This is a genomic window from Bacillus sp. N13C7 (assembly GCF_026790065.1).
Lineage (GTDB): Bacteria > Bacillota > Bacilli > Bacillales > Bacillaceae > Bacillus.
The window spans coordinates 149433-164956 of record NZ_JALAMO010000007.1 but is presented as its reverse complement, the minus strand read 5'-3'; the positions used below and the strand labels follow the sequence as shown (position 1 = coordinate 164956).

The 15524-nt window shown below is 42.6% G+C and carries 18 protein-coding genes; 12 read left to right on the top strand and 6 right to left on the bottom strand.

All coding sequences use genetic code 11. The features are described from left to right. Window positions 1-96: 96 nt before the first annotated feature. The 3 genes from MOB98_RS09045 to MOB98_RS09035 all read right to left on the bottom strand — a co-directional run bounded on the left by MOB98_RS09045 (window position 97) and on the right by MOB98_RS09035 (window position 2673). Window positions 97-1455, bottom strand: coding sequence for an MFS transporter (locus tag MOB98_RS09045; RefSeq protein WP_268360245.1), 1359 nt, complete (start codon window positions 1453-1455; stop codon window positions 97-99). Continuing rightward, window positions 1455-2024, bottom strand: a complete 570-nt coding sequence (locus tag MOB98_RS09040) for an isochorismatase family protein (protein WP_268360213.1) — start codon at window positions 2022-2024, stop codon at window positions 1455-1457. The genes MOB98_RS09045 and MOB98_RS09040 overlap by 1 nt, the downstream gene beginning before the upstream one ends. A gap of 184 nt (window positions 2025-2208) precedes the next feature. After that, window positions 2209-2673, bottom strand: a complete 465-nt coding sequence (locus MOB98_RS09035; RefSeq protein WP_268360212.1) for a hypothetical protein — start codon at window positions 2671-2673, stop codon at window positions 2209-2211. Between the two features lie 281 nt (window positions 2674-2954). Here MOB98_RS09035 and amtB point away from each other — a divergent pair, with 281 nt between their 5' ends. The 3 genes from amtB (at window position 2955) to bcrC (ending at window position 5279) form a co-directional block, all read left to right on the top strand. After that, window positions 2955-4169: an ammonium transporter AmtB gene (gene amtB / locus MOB98_RS09030; RefSeq protein WP_268360211.1), complete on the top strand. Its 1215-nt coding sequence runs from the start codon at window positions 2955-2957 to the stop codon at window positions 4167-4169. An 11-nt stretch (window positions 4170-4180) separates the two neighbouring features. Continuing rightward, on the top strand, window positions 4181-4531 hold the full coding sequence (locus tag MOB98_RS09025) for a P-II family nitrogen regulator (protein WP_003221829.1): 351 nt from the start codon (window positions 4181-4183) through the stop codon (window positions 4529-4531). Window positions 4532-4697: 166 nt separating this feature from the next. Then, window positions 4698-5279, top strand: coding sequence for an undecaprenyl-diphosphate phosphatase BcrC (bcrC, locus tag MOB98_RS09020; RefSeq protein WP_268360210.1), 582 nt, complete (start codon window positions 4698-4700; stop codon window positions 5277-5279). 19 nt (window positions 5280-5298) lie between these two features. On the opposite strand, the gene MOB98_RS09015 is transcribed toward bcrC, so the two are convergent. Together MOB98_RS09015 and spoIIQ are read right to left on the bottom strand one after the other, a co-directional pair. Next, complete coding sequence (locus MOB98_RS09015; protein WP_268360209.1) at window positions 5299-5739, bottom strand: VanZ family protein; 441 nt, start codon at window positions 5737-5739, stop codon at window positions 5299-5301. A gap of 112 nt (window positions 5740-5851) precedes the next feature. Further along, window positions 5852-6724, bottom strand: coding sequence for a stage II sporulation protein spoIIQ (spoIIQ, locus tag MOB98_RS09010; RefSeq protein ID WP_268360208.1), 873 nt, complete (start codon window positions 6722-6724; stop codon window positions 5852-5854). Between the two features lie 143 nt (window positions 6725-6867). On the opposite strand from spoIIQ, the gene MOB98_RS09005 reads away from it, so the two are divergent. The 9 genes from MOB98_RS09005 to pseI all read left to right on the top strand — a co-directional run bounded on the left by MOB98_RS09005 (window position 6868) and on the right by pseI (window position 14915). Beyond that, complete coding sequence (locus MOB98_RS09005) at window positions 6868-7359, top strand: GNAT family N-acetyltransferase (protein ID WP_268360244.1); 492 nt, start codon at window positions 6868-6870, stop codon at window positions 7357-7359. After that, on the top strand, window positions 7356-7874 hold the full coding sequence (locus MOB98_RS09000; RefSeq protein ID WP_268360207.1) for a DUF5362 family protein: 519 nt from the start codon (window positions 7356-7358) through the stop codon (window positions 7872-7874). Before MOB98_RS09005 ends, MOB98_RS09000 begins: the two co-directional genes overlap by 4 nt. Window positions 7875-8142: 268 nt before the next feature. Then, window positions 8143-9147, top strand: a complete 1005-nt coding sequence (locus tag MOB98_RS08995; protein WP_268360243.1) for an SDR family NAD(P)-dependent oxidoreductase — start codon at window positions 8143-8145, stop codon at window positions 9145-9147. A 19-nt stretch (window positions 9148-9166) separates the two neighbouring features. Beyond that, window positions 9167-10111, top strand: coding sequence for a dTDP-glucose 4,6-dehydratase (locus MOB98_RS08990; protein ID WP_268360206.1), 945 nt, complete (start codon window positions 9167-9169; stop codon window positions 10109-10111). Between the two features lie 14 nt (window positions 10112-10125). Further along, window positions 10126-11322: a UDP-4-amino-4,6-dideoxy-N-acetyl-beta-L-altrosamine transaminase gene (gene pseC, locus MOB98_RS08985; protein ID WP_268360205.1), complete on the top strand. Its 1197-nt coding sequence runs from the start codon at window positions 10126-10128 to the stop codon at window positions 11320-11322. 11 nt (window positions 11323-11333) lie between these two features. Continuing rightward, on the top strand, window positions 11334-12083 hold the full coding sequence (locus tag MOB98_RS08980; RefSeq protein WP_268360204.1) for a glycosyltransferase family protein: 750 nt from the start codon (window positions 11334-11336) through the stop codon (window positions 12081-12083). Window positions 12084-12107: 24 nt separating this feature from the next. Then, window positions 12108-13199, top strand: coding sequence for a UDP-2,4-diacetamido-2,4,6-trideoxy-beta-L-altropyranose hydrolase (pseG, locus tag MOB98_RS08975; RefSeq protein ID WP_268360203.1), 1092 nt, complete (start codon window positions 12108-12110; stop codon window positions 13197-13199). A 15-nt stretch (window positions 13200-13214) separates the two neighbouring features. Then, window positions 13215-13802 (top strand): UDP-4-amino-4,6-dideoxy-N-acetyl-beta-L-altrosamine N-acetyltransferase, encoded by a 588-nt coding sequence (pseH, locus tag MOB98_RS08970; RefSeq protein WP_268360202.1) that lies wholly within the window; start codon window positions 13215-13217, stop codon window positions 13800-13802. A gap of 63 nt (window positions 13803-13865) precedes the next feature. Further along, complete coding sequence (gene pseI, locus MOB98_RS08965; RefSeq protein ID WP_268360201.1) at window positions 13866-14915, top strand: pseudaminic acid synthase; 1050 nt, start codon at window positions 13866-13868, stop codon at window positions 14913-14915. A gap of 122 nt (window positions 14916-15037) precedes the next feature. On the opposite strand, the gene MOB98_RS08960 is transcribed toward pseI, so the two are convergent. Further along, on the bottom strand, window positions 15038-15475 hold the full coding sequence (locus MOB98_RS08960; protein WP_003235711.1) for a DUF5392 family protein: 438 nt from the start codon (window positions 15473-15475) through the stop codon (window positions 15038-15040). Window positions 15476-15524 lie beyond the last annotated feature (49 nt).

Below are 15524 nucleotides of genomic sequence, written 5' to 3'. Positions count from 1 at the left end.
ATCAGACAATAACATTGGCTATGATATACAATTTTCCCGTTTCTATTTGAACAGCTTAAACAAGAAAAGAGACAGACGCAGTATCTGTCTCTTTTCTTATGATGCAGTTTTCATTAATGCAGCAAATCTCACAGCCATAACCAAGCTCGCTCCGCCCGCTATGATCATGATGATTCCCATCATATCAAAATGTGCTGCTGTAATTTCTTTTCCAAAAAGCAAACCAAGGATCACCGAAGACAAAATCGACCCTAAATAACGGCAGGTTTGAAACAGCCCCGACGTCGTTCCTACCATGTTGGAAGGACTCGTTTTCAGCATCGCTGCCTGCAGCGCGACATTTCCAAGTCCGTAGCCTATACCCAAGATTGACAGGATTAAGCCTTTCCCGATGACCTGAGCATTGATAAAAAAGATGGTTAAGAGCACGGCTCCAGCCGTCATTAAAAGCGCACCCGCAAAGATCGGCTTGACGACGCCTGACTGGTCGATCCATTTGCCAGTTATAGGTGACACAACGATGCTCATTCCTGACATAAACAGCATAAACAGGCCACTCGTTTGAACAGAAAGATGCATTTCATCCTGAAAATAACTCGGCAGCCCAAAAAATAAACAATAGAAGAAAACATTCAGTAAAATAAACTGAACATACACGGCTGACAGGTTTCGCTGCGTCCTGAACAGGCGGACATCAATGAACGGCTTATCCGTTTTCAGCTCATGCCAAACAAATGCACCGAGCAGAACCACGCCAAGCACACCTTCAACCGCATGCGGCGTCGTGCTGAATGACAGCAGAAAGGATAAAAGGAAAATGATACCTCCGGCAAATAATACAATACCCGGAATATCGAGCTGCCGGACAATCGCTTTAATCCCTGCGCCTTTTTTCTGATCTTTCGGGAACATATAGATGCCCAATAAGAAGCTGAGGATAATAAACGGCAAATTGACGATAAAGATCGCCGGCCAGCCGCCCCACACGATCAAAAAACCGCCGACTGTCGGCCCAAGTGCCGTCATGGCAGATGCAAAAATAGAGAGCACAGCCAAGGCTGACGCCTGCCGCTCATGAATATGACTCCGAATCAGCCCGACTCCTGACGGATAAATCGCACTGCTCCCTACCGATTGAAACAGCCGCATGGCCAATAATGTCATAAACGTTGGCGCAAACGGTGCCCCGATGGCAGAAACCGCAACAAGAATGAGCCCGAATAAAAACAAGCGTTTTCGCCCGATCAAATCGCCAAGCTTGCCCGTTACAGGCTGAGCCACGGCACTCGCCAGGTAAAACGAGGAAATCAGCCAGGACACCGTTGCAAACGACAGATGAAACTCATGCTGGATGCTATGGAGCGCAAGGGAAATCATAGACGAGTTCAGCGGATTCAGCATCGCCCCTGAAGCCACCGCTGTTAAAAAAACAGCACGGCTTTTTTTCGATATCATCATTTTACTTGGGCCAGAAATTCTTCCGTTGTCCGCGATTTACCGATTCTCGGGAAAATAAAGCGCAGTGTGGCTTCATGCTCTTCCTCGCTGAACGTGGTCATGGCATCTGTAATAAAAATCTGCTGATAGCCAAGCTGAAATGCCTCGCGTGCTGTGCTTTCCACCCCGATGTTCGTCGCAATGCCGCATAACACAATCGTATCAATACCGCGGCGTCTCAGCTGCAAATCTAAATCCGAGCCAAAAAAAGCACCCCACTGCCGTTTTGTCACAGTGTAATCTCCATCCCGCACACCGATTTCCGGGACAAATTCGGCCCAGTCCGCAGGCATTTCTCCTGAACCTCCCTGCGCAGGCTCATCCGTTTGCGGCTTCAGTGCATCCGCTCCGTCATGAAAGGCTACATTCACAAAGCTGATAAACCCATTATGTTTCCGAAATTCATCTACGAGTTTTTTCGCATTTGGGACAACCTGTCCGCTTTGATCAATCGGCACAATTCCCTTCTGTAAATCAATGATAACCAATGCTGTTTTTTGAAAATCAATGTTGAGTGTATTCATCATACGTCTCCTCCTGATGCTGTTAGTGTTTCTCACATTGCATATTTTACTCTTCACTCTGCCTACATTCTTATATGATGCTTGTGAAATTCTCAGAAGGAGCGCTTTTCTCATGATTTTTCTTTTATGTAATAGTAACAGGTGGTACAGATGAACAGACCGGCAAGCACTGCAATCATAAGAGGCGTCATCGCTTCATCACCTGCCTGCCGTTTAGCTGCTCATGTTTGAAAATGCCCGTGAATTTGCGGCGGTCCACCCAGAGCAGGATGAGACACATGACCATTAATATCGTGCTGAGATCCTGTACGCCAATATGAAAACAATAGTTAATCAAAACGATGTTCACAATAATCGGCATAAAAACAACGGCCCCTAATGCAGATGTTCGCGGAATCAGCAATAAAACAGCTGCAAGAATCTCACCAAAACCTATAAACAGTTCGTAGACACGGGAATAACCGAAAAAAGTCCACACAACGGCAAATCCCTCCCCGGCAGCCGCCTCAATTTCAGGTGTCACCTCGCCAAACTGGCCAATCACCACTTTCGCCAGCCCATACACAAAAAAATTAAAGGCTAAAAACAATCGGAACGTCGCTGGAATCGATTTACTGACCGCTCTCCTCAGCCTATTGCCTTTCTTCATCACGCATCCCCCTCAGTGTATTATTTGAGTTAGTACACTTAATACAGCATGAAACATTCTACTCGCTGTCAATTCCCATTTTTGCTCATATAAACAGCCTCTTTTATAGATATAAAGTCTTGTATCGTAAAAAATGCCGTTTTCGTTCTGTACATCCCTCGATAACATTCCCTAAAAAACCATGTTAGGAAATCTTACATGAAAATGTTTTATCATTCTTTTTTCTCTATAATGAAGAAATATAATAATTGCTTTTTATTCTGAAAGATACGGAGGAATGAGACATGCAAATGGGCGATACAGTTTTTATGTTCTTTTGCGCTTTACTCGTGTGGCTGATGACCCCGGGATTAGCGTTATTTTATGGAGGAATGGTAAAAAGCAAAAATGTGCTGAGCACTGCGATGCACAGTTTCTCTTCCATTGCCATCGTTTCCATCGTTTGGGTGCTGTTCGGATATACACTTGCCTTCGCACCAGGCAATTCAATTATTGGCGGACTGGAGTGGGCCGGTCTGAAAGGGGTCGGATTTGATCCGGGAGATTACAGTGATACGATTCCCCACTCATTATTTATGATGTTCCAAATGACATTCGCCGTTCTGACAACAGCGATTATTTCCGGGGCTTTCGCAGAGCGGATGCGATTCGGCGCTTTTCTTTTATTCTCGGTTTTATGGGCTTCCTTGGTTTACACACCGGTTGCGCACTGGGTATGGGGCGGCGGCTGGATCGGCCAGCTTGGCGCGCTTGATTTCGCTGGCGGCAATGTTGTTCATATTTCCTCCGGTGTGGCAGGTCTTGTTCTCGCTATTGTGCTTGGCAAAAGGAAAGACGGTACAGCGTCTTCTCCGCACAACCTCATTTACACATTCTTAGGCGGGGCTTTGATTTGGTTCGGCTGGTTCGGTTTTAACGTCGGCAGCGCCCTGACCTTAAATGATGTGGCCATGTACGCCTTCATCAACACAAACACTGCGGCGGCTGCCGGGATCGCCGGCTGGATCTTAGTTGAATGGATCATTAACAAAAAACCGACGATGCTCGGAGCGGTATCTGGCGCGATCGCCGGGCTTGTGGCAATTACGCCGGCTGCCGGATTTGTCACACCATTTGCTTCTATTATTATCGGCATCATTGGCGGGGCGGTTTGTTTCTGGGGTGTTTTCTCACTTAAAAAGAAATTCGGATATGACGATGCGCTTGATGCCTTTGGCCTGCACGGCATAGGCGGCACATGGGGCGGGATCGCAACAGGCTTATTCGCGACAACCTCTGTTAATTCAGCGGGCGCGGATGGATTATTCTACGGTGATGCAAGCTTAATCTGGAAACAAATCGTAGCCATCGCCGCCACTTATGTTTTTGTCTTTATTGTCACTTTCGTTATTATTAAAATTGTAGGCCTCTTCCTTCCCCTTCGCGCCACCGAAGAAGAAGAATCACTTGGGCTTGACTTAACGATGCACGGGGAAAAAGCATATCAAGATTCTATGTGAGGAGTGACGCTATGAGCGGTCAAATGTTCAAGGTAGAAATTGTAACGCGTCCGGCAAATTTCGAAAAGCTGAAGCAGGAACTCGGAAAAATCGGAGTCACCTCTCTGACCTTCTCCAATGTTCACGGCTGCGGCCTTCAAAAAGCACATACGGAGCTCTATCGAGGGGTAAAAATAGAAAGCAATGTATACGAGCGTTTAAAAATCGAAATCGTGGTCAGCAAGGTTCCTGTTGATCAAGTGACCGAGACCGCCAAAAGGGTTCTGAAAACGGGATCGCCGGGTGACGGTAAAATATTTGTCTATGAAATCAGCAACACGATCAACATCCGCACTGGCGAGGAAGGACCTGAAGCACTGTAATCATTTTGAAGAGATCCGAAATTCCGGATCTCTTTTTTTGCCCCCATAAACACTTCCTCCTATTCGAATTCTCTTCAAGCACCACGCTTTCTGGCAAACTCTTTTTTGATTTGAAACTTTTTATGAGTATAATGAGTCTATTATTAAAAATGTAAAAGGTGATTATTTGAATTACGAAATCTTTAAAGCAATCAATGGACTATCTCATCACAATTCAGTTCTCGATTCGATTATGGTCTTCATAACGGAATATGCCATTGTCGCGTATGCCCTTATCCTCTTGGCAATCTGGCTGTTCGGGAACACGCAAAGCAGAAAAAATGTGCTTTACGCGGGACTTACAGGAATTGCGGGTCTTGTCATCAATTATTTGATTACGCACATTTATTTTGAACCGCGCCCGTTCGTTGCGCACACCGTGCATACGCTGATACCGCATGATGCGGATGCTTCATTTCCGAGTGACCATACAACAGGTGCGTTAGCAATTTCTATTGCGATGCTTTTCAGAAACCGCAAAATCGGCTGGCCCCTTGTCATTTTCGGGCTTTTGACAGGCTTTTCGAGAATTTGGGTGGGACATCACTATCCGGTAGATGTATTGGGCAGCCTCGTTGTCGCGATCATTATCGGGTTCCTTTTCTTTAGATTTTCAGATCTGCTTCGCCCATTCGTCGATTTGATTGTAAGAATCTATGAAGCCATCATCAATAAACTGACGAAAAAACCAACCGATCAAAATTTCTAAGAATACAAAAGCCGGCGTCTTATTCCAAGAGCCGGCTTTTATATTTTTCATACATCTCATGTTTTCTCCGCTTCGCCGACACCAATAAACCGTAAAACAATAGAATTCCAACAGTATCGATGAGCACATCCCGAATACAGCCGTTCCTGCTGAAGAAGAGCTGCAGAACTTCTGTGAAAAAAGCAAATGCGAACGAGGCGGCTGCCGCTGCTCTTATGCTGCCCAGCTGTTTCCACAGCAAATATGTCAGCACGAAGAAGGAGAACGCATGCCCGATTTTTTGAATAAACGCTTCTGGTACAGCCAGCTCTGCCAAATCCATAACGGCAAATTGAGACAGATCAGGGTTCGGCTCAAAATGAAAAGCCACTGTTTGCGATACGACCATGCCGCTGAAGCTTTCCGTACAGACAGAAAGCAGAATAAAAAAGATCCAGCCTGCGAGCAGTAGGCGGTTCATGCCATAACCTCCTTTATAACGTACGTGTTATTGTGTAATTACATAGACGGCCAAACAAAGCAAAACGTAACAGAAAAAAAACGCCTATCACACGGATAGACGTTTTTCTTCATTAAGACTGTTCAGTGTCTTCTGTTGTGCTGCTTTCTTTAGAACCAGATTTGTCAGTTGAGTCATCCGATTTCTCACCGGATTTTTCTTCAGTTCCTTTTTCAGTTGATCCATCCTTTTTCTCGGAAGATTGCTGAATGGATTCTTCTGTTTCTTCAGTGGCAGCTTTTTCTTCAGCAGCTGCTGCTTTTTCAATAGAAGAAACCGGTTTGTCCATAAAGTTCAGCGGGTTCATCGCGACTCCGTCTTTACGGATTTCAAAATGCACGTGGTTTCCGCTGTCTTCACTGTAAAGGTTCTTGCCAGACTTTCCGATCACTTGGTTTTGTTTTACCTTGTCACCTTGCTCGACACTTACCTCAGAAAGAGATTGATACACAGTTGATAAACCATCGGCATGTTCAACTTCCACAACATATCCCAGCACTGGATCTTTTTCAGCTTTGACAACCGTACCGCTCAGAGAAGCAGAAACATCGAAATCTTTTCCGTCTTTCTCAGCTAAGTCAATTCCTTTGCTTAGGCTGTACGTGTTATTATAGGTAACGAGTGCTGCTTCTTTCTCTTCTTTAGCGGCATCGGTTTCATAGAACTTTTTCACAACAGAAACGTTTTCAGAATCAACAACCGGCATTGCGACATTTTCCATTGACTTTCCTACTTCAACTGCATCGTCGTTGTTGTCATATGCGGAGTTTCCGCCGTTATCAGCCAACTGATCCTTTACCTCATCATTTGATACAGATTGATACCAAAGGACAGCTGTTAAAATGACGGCCGCACTGACTAAGTAAATTGCAGGGAACACCCAGCGTTTACGAAAAAACTGCTGAAGTTTTTTGACTTGAGAAGTTTTCTTTTCTTCCTCTCTCATTGTTTCATCACCTCAGCAACATTCTGAACACTTTTCTGAAAATATATACACCTATACAAAAAAACTTTTTTTAGATGTAGTTTGCGCAGACTAATACGAAAATATGTCATTTTTTTTGAGAGGAGTGCCAAATAGATATGAACATGACATTGCGTCTTGCTGAACATAAAGATCTGGAGGCTGTTGTTGCGATTTATAATTCAACGATTGCTTCTCGAATGGTAACAGCCGATACTGAACCGGTAACACCTGAAGACCGGATGGAGTGGTTTTTGGGGCATACCGAGGCGCGTCCGCTTTATGTGGCCGAGGACGAAAGCGGGAACGTCGCTGCCTGGATCAGCTTTGAAACCTTTTACGGAAGGCCCGCCTATAATAAAACAGCGGAGGTCAGCATATACATTGACGAAGCATGCCGCGGCAAAGGCGTCGGATCGTATTTGCTTCAGGAAGCGCTCCGCATTGCGCCGGGTCTTGGCATCCGCTCACTTATGGCCTTCATTTTTGGGCATAATAAACCAAGCCTGAAGCTGTTTGAAAAGCACGGGTTTGCAGAATGGGGACTCTTCCCCGGCATCGCCGAAATGGACGGCAAAAGATACGATTTAAAAATTTTAGGGAGAGAGCTGTCATGATTAGTTTGGATAAAGACGAAAACGAAATTGAACATCATAATGAAGAAAGCAGTCCCGCGGAACAGGAAATTGTGCCTGCGGAAAACGAGAGCCGCCAGCTGAGCGCTTCCGCTGTCAAGTCGCTATCAGACATCGCCAAGTGGGGCAAAGTGTCGGGCATTTTGCTGATCATTATGGGATCGCTGGTCACTTTGTCCACTCTGGTGACAGTGATCGGCGCCATCCCGGGCGTACTGCTTATTATTTCAGGCGTCTTTTTGACGCGTTCAGCAAAAGCAGCCGCGGAAGCTGACGGAAATCTTACCGGCACCGCTGGCGAAAGCATGCTTGAGAATTATGGAACGTTTATTAAAATGCAGCTGTTTTACGCAGCATCCAGTATCGCCATGGGCGTGATCGGCATCATTTTGGCCATTTTCTTGCTGGTGATTGTCGGCATAGCCGCCTATGAAAACACCAATACGTATGAAGATCCGGATTCCTATTATTATGAGGATGACCCGGTGTTTGAATAAATCAAAAAGATAGACAGAGATAGCAGAGGCATGAGTTAGGTATTGACCGGACTCATGCCTTTTTATTATGTTTTTCTGCATTATTCACTCTCCCCCGCCCCACAGGATCTACAGTTACAGCCGGGCTATTCCATTTCTATTTCTATGAATGGACAAAATTATAGGTGAATCAGATAGGCTAGAGCAAACACAGAGTTTTCTTACAAGCATATACTCCAATAACCGACATTGTTTTATCAATTCAAGAAAAAAGGAAGTGGGTATACTTGTGTTTTTCAAAGATAAAAAAATACTCATAATTGGCGGAACAGGCACGATTGGAAAAAGCCTTCTAAAACAAATTCTTAAAGACCAGCCAAAGGTTGTTCGAATATTCAGCAGGGATGAATATAAACAATTTATGCTAGAAAACGAAATCGGACCCAGAAAGGATATTCGATTTTTAATAGGCGATGTGCGAGATTATGACCGGGTGTTAAATGCAATGGACAGCATTGACTACGTCTTCCACACAGCTGCCATGAAGCATGTTCCCGCTTGCGAATACAATCCGTATGAAGCGGTCCTAACAAATATTATAGGAACCAATAATGTCATTAAAGCAGCAGTTGCTCAAAACGTGAAAAAGGTCGTTTTCACAAGTTCAGATAAGGCAATATCTCCAACGAATGCATATGGAGCAACAAAACTCACAGCTGAAAGATTAATTTCCGCAGCAGAATACAGCAAAGGAAAAGCCGAGACGGTTTTTTCTTGTGTTCGGTTTGGAAATGTAATTGGGTCAAGAGGTTCCGTGGTTCCATTGTTTACAGAACAAATCTTAACCCAAAAAAAAGTGACTGTTACGGATTTAAACATGAATCGCTTTATGATGACCCTGGATCAGGCAACATCATTATTAATTAGTGCGCTTAAAGAATCTCAAGGCGGAGAAATTTTTATATTAAAGATGCCGGTTATCTCACTGCGCGACTTAGTGACAGTTGTTGTTGAAGAAACATGCAAAAAACACAATTTGAATGTTGATGACATTGAAATACAAGAGATCGGGCTGCGCCCCGGAGAAAAAATGTATGAAGAACTTATGACGTATGATGAATCGACAATGGCTTTTGATCTGGCTGAAATGTTTGTGATCCCTTCAACATATGGGAATAGAAATCACTATGCTCAAGCAAAAAAAGCAGCTGAAGGAACCTATAGTTCAAATGATCAAGAGCAAATTTCAAAAGGAGAAGTCCTTACATTATTAAAATCGCAAAAACTAATTTAATCTGGGAAGGAAGATGGTCATGAATATTCTCGTTACCGGTGGAGCAGGTTTTATCGGGAGATGGGTTGTGAAAAAGTTATTAGAAGACGGTCATCAAGTATGGGTGCTGGATGATTTATCGAACGGCCGTTTAGAAAACCTAGAAGAATTGAAAAACGCCCCAGGTTTTATTGAGTTTATTAAAGGAGATATAAAGGATCAAAAAACATTAGAAGATCTTTTCCTGAAGCAATTTGACATTTGCTATCATTTGGGCGCAAGCATAAACGTACAAGACAGCATTGACGATCCGAAAACCACATTTGAAAACGACACACTCGGCACTTTTAACATTTTAGAATTATGCAAAAAGCATAATGTGAAAGTTGTTTTCATGAGTACCTGCATGGTGTACGACAGAGCTGCATTTGCTGAAGGCATTAAAGAAACAGATCCTATTAAACCCGCTTCCCCTTATGCAGGCGCAAAGATCGCAGCTGAAAACATGGTGCTCTCCTATTATCATGCGTATGGTCTACCAGCGGTGGTTATCCGTCCGTTCAATACGTATGGGCCTTTCCAGAAAACAGGCGGTGAAGGCGGAGTGGTCGCTATTTTTATAAAAAATAAATTGGACGGTAAAAAGCTGCATATATATGGTGATGGCACTCAAACCCGTGATCTTTTATATGTAGAGGATTGCGCTAATTTCGTCGTGCAGGCGGGTTATTCCAAAAAAGCAAATGGTGAAATTATAAACGCAGGCCTTGGAAGAGATATCTCTATTAATGATTTGGCAGAATTAATCGCAGGCGATAAACAAAACATTCACCATGTAGAGCATATACATCCTCAAAGTGAAATTCCAAAATTGCTGTGCAACTACGAAAAAGCAAAGAAAATCCTCAATTGGAGCCCGCAGGTCAGTTTGGAGGAAGGAATAAGAAAAACAGAAGAATGGATTAAGGGCACGAATCTTATTTAATAGGAGAATTGAACATGACAAGTGAGAATAAATTGGCCATTTCAGGCGGTAAACCCGTCAGAGATTCTTATCTTCCTTACGGCAGACAATCGCTGGATGAAGAAGATATACAATCCGTAGTCGATATTTTAAGAGGAGACTATTTGACGACAGGACCAACAATTGCGTTATTCGAAGAAAAAGTCGCTGAATATGCTGGCAGCAGCTATGCAGTTGCATTTTCCAGCGGAACAGCTGCGTTGCATGCGGCTTGCTTTGCTGCTGGTATCTCACAGGGAGACGAAGTCATTACTACACCCGTCACATTTGCGGCAAGTGCCAATTGTATTTTGTACATGGGCGCCAAACCGGTTTTCGCAGATATTGACCCGCTCACATACAATATTAATCCTGATTCTATCGAAAAGCTGATCACTCCAAAAACAAAGGCCATTATACCAGTAGACTTCACGGGACAGCCAGTGAATCACGATCAGATTCAAAAAATCGCAAAAGACAATAACTTAATCGTCATCGAAGATGCTGCACATGCATTAGGCGCTTCATATAAAGGGAAAAAAGTCGGTTCAATCAGTGATATGACAATGTTTAGTTTCCATCCTGTAAAACATATTACAACAGGCGAAGGCGGAATGATAACGACGAATAATAGAACATATTATGAGAAGCTGCTTCAATTCCGCAGTCACGGAATAACCCGTGATCCTAAAAAGTTAACTCAAAACCATGGCTCGTGGTACTATGAAATGCACTTCCTTGGTTTCAATTACCGGATGACAGATATCCAAGCTTCATTAGGGATCAGCCAATTGCAAAAGTTAGATGATTTTATTAAAAAACGGCATCACCTTGCCGAGATTTATAACGAAAAGTTAAAAACCCTCTCCCACATTCAGCTACCAATACAAGATGCAGCCTCAACTTCAAGCTGGCACCTTTATATTATTCAATTAAAGCTGGATCAGCTAAAAGGAAACCGCGATGATATTTTCAACGCTATGCAAAAAGAAAATATAGGAGTTAACGTTCACTATATACCCGTTTATTTACACCCTTACTATCAACGTTTAGGATATCCAGCGGGCCTATGTCCAAGTGCAGAAAATCTATATAAAGGAATCATCACCTTACCTCTGTTTCAATCAATGAACGAAAAAGATGCAGACGACGTGATCAAAGCATTAAAAAAAGTAGTGGATTATTATTCGTAGGAGGTCATGAGTTGAAAGTAACGGCTATAATCCAAGCACGGATGGGGTCCAGCAGATTGCCAGGGAAAGTATTAAAAAAAGTTTTGAATAAACCTCTGCTGGAATATCAAATTGAAAGAATAAAAAGAGCGGCGCTTATTGATGATATTGTGATCGCCACAACGACAAATGAGAATGATAAACCAATTGTCCAGTTAAGTAAGAGATTGTCTCTTACTTATTATTGTGGTTCAGAAAATGATGTTTTATCAAGATATTACGAGGCTGCAAAAATCAACAAAGCGGAAACGATTGTCCGCTTAACCTCTGACTGCCCTATTATCGATCATCGTGTCATCGACAAAGTAGTCAAATTTTATCTAGATTCAAACGGCCAATATGATTATGTGTCTAACACTCTAAATAGAACGTATCCCCGCGGAATGGATATAGAGGTTTTTTCAGTTTCAGCATTAGAAAAGGCTTATGCCGAGTCCAGTCTTGAACATGAACGGGAACACGTAACACCCTTCATTTTCCTAAATCCCGGTCGGTTCAAGTTGGCTAATATCACCTATAACGAAAATCAGAATCAGCATAGGTGGACTGTGGACACACCTGAGGACTTTTTGTTAATCAAAAAAATCATAGAAAAACTATATCCAACGAATCCTGACTTTAGCTTGGAGGATACATTAGCGTTATTGAACGCGTTTCCGGATTGGTCTTTACTCAACGCCCGAATAGAACAAAAAGAAATAGTAAATGACAACAATGACTAGTACAAATGATGATGAGGTGCTGTTATGAACATACTTTTCAGAACAGATGCTTCAATTGAAATAGGCACAGGTCATGTCATGAGGTGCCTTACGCTTGCTAATGCATTGCGCAAAAAGGGAGCTAACATTACATTTGTTTGCCGAAGCTTACAAGGCCATCTAGCTGAGGTGATTCGCGAGCAGCAGTTTGATCTCATTATGCTCCCAGCACCTCAAAAGAATGTTTTGATCCCTAAATCAACTCTCCATTCTGATTGGCTCGGTGTCCCTTGGCATGTTGACTCAGCTGAAACCAGCCGTGCAATTCAAGACATGAACAAGGAAATCTCCCTCCTTATCATTGATCACTACGCAATTGATATCAATTGGGAGCTGGAGGTAAAAAAATATGTGAAAAAAATAATGGTGATTGATGACCTTGCTGATCGTTTACATCATTGCGATATTTTATTAGACCAGAATCTTTATCCTCATTATAAAGAGCGTTATGCCAACCTGGTTCCCAAAAGCTGCAAACAATTTTTAGGGCCTGAATACGTCTTATTGCGGGATGAATTTTATTCATTTCAGCCCAATAACAAAAACCGTGACGGCAGTATAAAAAAGATTTTTGTCTTTTTTGGAGGCACTGATCCCACTAATGAAACGAAAAAGGTTATTCACGCCTTTAAGCAGCTTAACCTCCATGATATTGAGCTGGATATCGTAATTGGAAATACCAATACCCATAAGAATGACATTGAATCCATTTGCAAAAAACATGACTTTTGCAGCTTTCATTGCCAAGTAAATCATATTGCAGAATTGATGTACAATGCCGATCTCGCAATAGGTGCAGGCGGAACTTCCGCTTGGGAACGCTGTTATCTCGGCCTTCCAGCCATCGTAATCACCGTTGCTGAAAATCAAGAACTGATTGCTGAAACGCTTGATCAATTAGGCGCCATTCAATATCTGGGGCCTAAAGAATCCGTCAAGGAATCAGATATCGTCTCTTCTATTAACGAAATGATAAATAATCCCTTGTTATTAATACAAATGTCACAAAAAGCCCGCATGCTGCTAGAAGGAAATATTGATAATCGCCAAAATCTCTTATTTGAAATTTTAACGTAAGGAAGGGATAAGTCTATGTTCAAATATTCCCTTAGGACATTAAAAGAAAAAGACTTAGACACAGTCCTCCGTTGGCGGAACGATGATAGAATCAGACAATCAATGTATAACGATCAAATCATTACTGAAAAACAGCATCATCATTGGTTCAAGAAAGTGAATTCCTCGAAAACAGAACATTATTTTATCTTTACAATTGATCATACTGACATCGGCTTTGTAAGTTTTAAAGATGTTGACCATAAGAATCACCATTGCTATTGGGGTTTTTATATCGGAGAGGCCCAGAGTCCAAAAGGGTCCGGTTCTGTCATGGGGTTTTTAGCATTAGAATGGGCGTTTCAACAGCTGGAGATTGAGAAAGTATACGGAGAAGTCCTGTCGAATAACGAAAAAAGTCTGTCCTATCACCAATCATTCGGTTTTAGGAAAGAAGGTCACTTTCGAAACCATATCGCAAGGAATAGCAACTATCTTGATGTGATCCGATACGGTCTTTTAAAGGAAGAATGGGAAGCGGAAAAGCCGAAAGTGATGAAGAAATTAGCTGCTAGAGGAATAGACGGTAAAGACATTGATACACATTTTAATAACATGATTTGAATTGTGTTTTATGCCCTTTGGCTTTTATGGCCGGTATTCCTGTAAATAAAAAGAGGTGCAAAAATGAACGAAATCAATATAGAAGGAAGAAAAATTGGGCCGCATCATCCTCCGTTTATTATTGCTGAAATGTCTGGAAACCATAATCAATCATTAGAGCGTGCTTTTCATATTATAGAAGAAGCGGCTAAAGCAGGTGCACACGCTTTGAAAATACAAACATATACCGCTGACACAATGACATTAAATATGAATACGAAAGATTTTAAAATTGAGGATAAGAATAGTCTCTGGTCCGGCAGAACGCTCTATACATTATACCAACAAGCGTACACTCCATGGGAATGGCATAAGCCAATCTTCAATAAATGCCGGGAACTTGGAATGATCCCTTTGAGTACGCCATTTGATGAATCATCTGTCGACTTTCTGGAGGACTTGGGTGTTCCTATATATAAAATCGCTTCATTTGAAAATACTGATATCCCTCTTATCAAAAAGGTCGCTGCTACTGGTAAGCCTATTATCATTTCCACTGGGATGGCTACAGTAGCAGAAATTGATGAATCAATAAGGGCCGCCAAAGACGCCGGCTGCAAAGAGGTAATACTTCTAAAATGCACCAGTACCTACCCGGCATCACCGGAAAACACCAATATTGCCACGATTCCTCATATGAAAAACTTATTTAACTGCCAAGTCGGCTTATCGGATCACACCATGGGAACAGGGGTGGCTGTCGCTAGTGTCGCCCTAGGTGCAACTGTGATTGAAAAACATTTTACTTTATCAAGAGCTGACGGCGGCGTAGATTCCGCCTTTTCACTGGAACCATCCGAACTAAGGCATCTTGTCGTTGAAACTGAAAAGGCGTGGCAAGCATTAGGACAGATTACGTATGGACCCACTGACGAGGAAAAAGCTTCGCTCAAATTCCGTCGTTCGATTTATGTAAATAAAGATATAAAAGCCGGCGAGCCTTTCACAAAAGAAAATATTAAGGTCGTACGGCCCGGTTACGGTTTGGAACCAAAATTTTATGATGTCATTATTGGCAGAACAGCCAAGAAACATATTTCAGCAGGAACACCGCTGAGATGGGATTCTATATAGTTTATATAGATACCTCTTTGTGAATGCGCTCTGCACTTTGCAGAACTACAGAAGAAATGGCCATAAAAAACTGCACCCTGATCTGTCCAGCAGTCAGGGTGCAGTTCTAGTGTTCAGCTCTTTTAAAACTGCATTTTCTTGCGCCTGTCTTCCTCAGTCAAAAATTCCACAAAACTACGCATCGCAAACGGTTCTTCTTTGATCTGGCGCGTATAGGAGTCTTTCCGCTCTTCTGAAAGGATTTCGCTCTTTTTGATCCTGTTCAGCATATAGATGTGAACCGTTTTTTGGATTTGTTTATGCTGATAGCCTGCTTCTTTGAAAAATGCCAGCCCGAGCGCCGCAAGAAGTGCAAATATGCCTGCGCTGATCAGGGACTCCCTGTCAGCAGAAGCGTGAAATAAAAAAGCAGCCAAATTAAAGAGAGAGAATGCAGCTAGCGGAAAAGCAAGAAAACGGTACATGACGGTTTTCTTCATGAAAGGCTGTACGGCCTTTTGAATTTTTTGCATTTCTGTTTTAATGAACCCCGGCATTTGTTCAACTCTGTAAAAGTTCAAGGTATCCTCCCCCTTTATTTGATGTTGCAGTCTTCACGAACGTTATCAT

Coding starts and splice junctions, on each gene's coding strand:
- amtB (WP_268360211.1), top strand. CDS start 2,955: ATGCAAATGGGCGATACAGTTTTTATGTTCTTTTGCGCTTTACTCGTG.
- MOB98_RS09005 (WP_268360244.1), top strand. CDS start 6,868: ATGACATTGCGTCTTGCTGAACATAAAGATCTGGAGGCTGTTGTTGCG.
- MOB98_RS09025 (WP_003221829.1), top strand. CDS start 4,181: ATGAGCGGTCAAATGTTCAAGGTAGAAATTGTAACGCGTCCGGCAAAT.
- MOB98_RS09045 (WP_268360245.1), bottom strand. CDS start 1,455: ATGATATCGAAAAAAAGCCGTGCTGTTTTTTTAACAGCGGTGGCTTCA.
- MOB98_RS08990 (WP_268360206.1), top strand. CDS start 9,167: ATGAATATTCTCGTTACCGGTGGAGCAGGTTTTATCGGGAGATGGGTT.
- MOB98_RS09000 (WP_268360207.1), top strand. CDS start 7,356: ATGATTAGTTTGGATAAAGACGAAAACGAAATTGAACATCATAATGAA.
- pseC (WP_268360205.1), top strand. CDS start 10,126: ATGACAAGTGAGAATAAATTGGCCATTTCAGGCGGTAAACCCGTCAGA.
- MOB98_RS09015 (WP_268360209.1), bottom strand. CDS start 5,739: ATGAACCGCCTACTGCTCGCAGGCTGGATCTTTTTTATTCTGCTTTCT.
- MOB98_RS09040 (WP_268360213.1), bottom strand. CDS start 2,024: ATGATGAATACACTCAACATTGATTTTCAAAAAACAGCATTGGTTATC.
- spoIIQ (WP_268360208.1), bottom strand. CDS start 6,724: ATGAGAGAGGAAGAAAAGAAAACTTCTCAAGTCAAAAAACTTCAGCAG.
- pseG (WP_268360203.1), top strand. CDS start 12,108: ATGAACATACTTTTCAGAACAGATGCTTCAATTGAAATAGGCACAGGT.
- pseI (WP_268360201.1), top strand. CDS start 13,866: ATGAACGAAATCAATATAGAAGGAAGAAAAATTGGGCCGCATCATCCT.
- pseH (WP_268360202.1), top strand. CDS start 13,215: ATGTTCAAATATTCCCTTAGGACATTAAAAGAAAAAGACTTAGACACA.